Raw genomic sequence first — 3,383 nt, 5'->3', positions numbered from 1 at the left:
CAGCCCGCGCTCCGACAGCCGCCCGCCCGGCGCCAGCAGCCCGGTGACGATGGCGTCGCGCAGCACCGCGTGCACCCGCTCGGCCAGCGGGCGGGCGTCCTCGGGCAGCGGCGGCAGGTCGGGGTGGGGCGGCATGGCCATGGCAACTGCAATATCAGTGAGGCGGTGGCTTGGCAAGAACTGCAATAGCAGTGCGGCGGCGAATCAGGCTGTCAGGACATCAGGCGGGCAGGCCGATCCGCCCCAGCCCCGGCAGCTTCACCGCCGGCCGCCGCAGGTCGAAGCCGGCGACGGCGCCGAGGATGCTCAGCTCCACCCCCTCGACCCAGCCCAGCGTCAGCCCGCCATAACCGCCGAGATTCAGCCGCAGCCCGGTGCCGGAGGGCGTGGCGCGCAGCCAGCGCCCGTCATAGGGAAAATCCTTGCCGATGGCGGTGGGCGGCAGGGCCAGCTGCACCTCCGGCAGCCCGTCCAGCACGGCGGCGACGAAGGTGTTGGAATTGGGGCCCGGCCAGGCGCGGTAATCGCCGCGGTTGCGGAAGGCATAGGCCTCGATCGACTGCCGCACCCGCGGGATCAGCGCCGCCGCCGCCGCGCCATCGGCGGCATACACCACCTCGGGCACGGCGCCGAACCAGCGGCCATCCGGCTCGAACCCGTTCATGCGGATCGGCTCGCCCCAGGCGGTGTAGTCGTAGCGGGTGTAGCGCGCGCCGCCCTCCTCCTTGAACACCACCCAGCAATGCACGGCGAAGATGCCGCGCCAGCGCACCGTCTGCGCCGCCAGCACCCGCAGCACGGCCGGGCGGTGCGTCGCCGGGTCGGGCAGCAGCCCGGCGCTGGAGCGGTCGGCCGTCTGCCAGCCGGCGCCCTGGCCGCTGGCGGCGTAGAGCGCGGCGGAGACGCCCAGCGGCAGCAGGTAGAGCAGCGTGAAGCCCAGCACGGCGTATTTCAGGACAGCGATCATGTCCTGTCAGATGACCGCGCCGCCGCCACAGACAAGCCTCGCTCCCTAATCCGCGACGATGCCGGCGCGGCGGATCACCGGCTCCAGCACCCGCTTCTCCTGCGCGATCATCGCCGCGAACTCGGCCGGGCTGCCGCCGCCGAGGATCGCGCCCTGCTCGGCCAGCCGCCCGCCGGTCTCCGGCTCGCGCAGCGCGGCGGTGACCAGCGCCGCCACCCGGTCGAGGATCGGCTGCGGCGTGCCCGCCGGCGCCGCCATGCCGAAGGCGGTGCCGAAGACGAAATCCACACCCTGCTCGCGCAGCGTCGGCACCTCGGGCAGCTGCGCCAGCCGCTGCGCCGAGGCCGCGCCCACCACCCGCACCCCGCCGCCGCGGATCTGCCCCAGGATGTTCGGCAGATTGTCGATCACCAGATCGATCTGGCCGGAGACGAGGTCGACCACCGCCGGCGCCGCGCCGCGATAAGGCACGTGCTGGATGTCGACGCCCACGGTCTGCTTGAACAGCTCCAGCGCCAGATGCAGGCTGCTGCCCGCGCCCGCCGAGCCGGCCGTCAGCTGCCCCGGCGCCGCCTTGGCGGCGGCGATCACCTCGGCCACGCTCTTCCAGGGGCGGGCATTGGCCACGCACATCACCTTGGGCGTCTGCGCCAGCAGCACGATCGGCGCGAAGGCGGTCTGCGTGTCATAGGGCATGGCGCGGTAGATGAACTGGTTCACCGCCAGCGGGCCCAGCGAGCTGGCCAGCAGCGTGTGCCCGTCCGGCGCTGCCTTGGCCACCGCATCGGCGCCGATATTGCCGCCCGCCCCGGCGCGGTTCTCCACCACCACCGGCTGGCCCAGCTGCGCCGACAGCCGCTGCGACACGCTGCGCGCCAGCACATCCACCAGCCCGCCGGGCGGGAAGGGCACGACAATGCGCACCGGGCGCGTCGGCCAATCCTGTGCCCGGACAGGACCGGGGGCAAACAGAGAAAAAAGCGGCGCGGCCAGCAGGGCACGGCGCGGGACGGACAGTCTTGTCATGCTCTCTCTCCCTGAGGCGCGGCTTCGGCCGCTTCTTCGTTGTCGTGGGAGGGCGCCGCCCTCCCACACCCTCCCGCCGGGGGGACAGGGTCCCCCCGGACCCCGCCTTCGGTTAGGGCTGCAGCCCCGGCGGGAAGGGGTAGTGGCCGGGGGCGGTCTCCACCGTGATCCAGCGCAGCTCGGTGAACTCGGCCACGCCCGCGCGGCCGCCGAACCGGCCATAGCCGCTCGCCTTGGTGCCGCCGAAGGGCATCTGCGCCTCGTCATGCACCGTCGGGCCGTTGATGTGGCAGATGCCGCTGTCGATCCGCGCCGCCAGCGCCAGGCCGCGCGCCACGTCGCGCGTGAAGATCGCCGCCGACAGGCCGTATTCGCTGTCATTGGCCACCCGCACCGCCTCCTCGGCGTCGCGCACGCGGATCATGGCGACGACCGGGCCGAAGCTCTCCTCGGCATAGATGCGCATCGCCGGAGTCACCCGGTCCAGGATGGCCGGCGGCATGATGGTGCCGCGCCGCGCGCCGCCGCCATGCAGCACCGCGCCCTGGCTCACAGCGTCATCGACCAGCGCATCCACCTTCGCCGCCGCCGCCTCATCCACCACCGAACCGAGGAACACCGGCCCCGACGGATCGCCCACCGGCAACTGGCCCACGAAGGCGGCGAGGCGGCGGACGAATTCGTCCGCCACGCTGTCCACCACCACCAGCCGCTCGGTGGACATGCAGATCTGGCCCTGGTTCATGAAGGCGCCGAAGGCGGCGGCCTTCACCGCCTCCCCGAGATCGGCATCCTCCAGCACCAGCATCGGCGCCTTGCCGCCCAGCTCCAGCAGCACCGGCTTCAGGTGCCGCGCCGCCATCTCCGCGATGATGCGGCCGACCTTGGTGGAGCCGGTGAAGTTGACCCGCCGCACCGCCTTGTGGGCGATCAGCGCCTCGACCACCGCCGGCGCGTCCTCGGCGCGGTGGGTGACGATGTTGACCACGCCCGGCGGCAGCCCGGCCTCGGTCAGCACCGCGCCGATCAGCCGGTGCGTGGCGGGGCAGGTCTCGCTGGCCTTCAGCACCACCGCATTGCCACAGGCCAGCGGCAGGGCGATGGCCCGCACGCCGAGGATGACGGGCGCGTTCCACGGCGCCATGCCCAGCACCACCCCCACCGGCTGGCGCACCGACATGGACAGGCAGCCGGGCTTGTCGGAGGGGATGACCTCCCCGGTCAGCTGCGTCGTCATCGACGCCGCCTCGCGCAGCATGCCGGCGGCGAGCTGCACGTTGAACCCGGCCCAGCCCGCCGTGGCGCCGATCTCCTCCGCCATCAGCTTGATGAAATCGGGGGCGCGGGCGGCCAGCGCATCGGCCGCCTTCAGCAGCAGCGCCCGCCGCGC

General features: G+C 73.0%; 3 protein-coding genes. All 3 read right to left on the bottom strand.

Going from position 1 to position 3,383, the window contains the following annotated elements; all coding sequences use genetic code 11:
- Window positions 1-220 precede the first annotated feature (220 nt).
- Entirely contained in the window at window positions 221-967 is a 747-nt protein-coding gene (locus HMPREF0731_RS15880) for a DUF3750 domain-containing protein (protein WP_007005188.1), read from the bottom strand.
- Between the two features lie 45 nt (window positions 968-1,012).
- Complete coding sequence (locus tag HMPREF0731_RS15875) at window positions 1,013-1,891, bottom strand: Bug family tripartite tricarboxylate transporter substrate binding protein (RefSeq protein ID WP_245538346.1); 879 nt, start codon at window positions 1,889-1,891, stop codon at window positions 1,013-1,015.
- 214 nt (window positions 1,892-2,105) lie between these two features.
- Window positions 2,106-3,383, bottom strand: a 1,278-nt coding sequence (locus HMPREF0731_RS15870; RefSeq protein WP_007005186.1) for an aldehyde dehydrogenase, incomplete at its 5' end; no start/stop codon positions are given.

This window comes from Pseudoroseomonas cervicalis ATCC 49957, from assembly GCF_000164635.1.
GTDB classification, from domain to species: domain Bacteria; phylum Pseudomonadota; class Alphaproteobacteria; order Acetobacterales; family Acetobacteraceae; genus Pseudoroseomonas; species Pseudoroseomonas cervicalis.
Note: the sequence above shows the minus strand (reverse complement) of the source record. Positions and strands in the feature narration are given on the sequence as shown.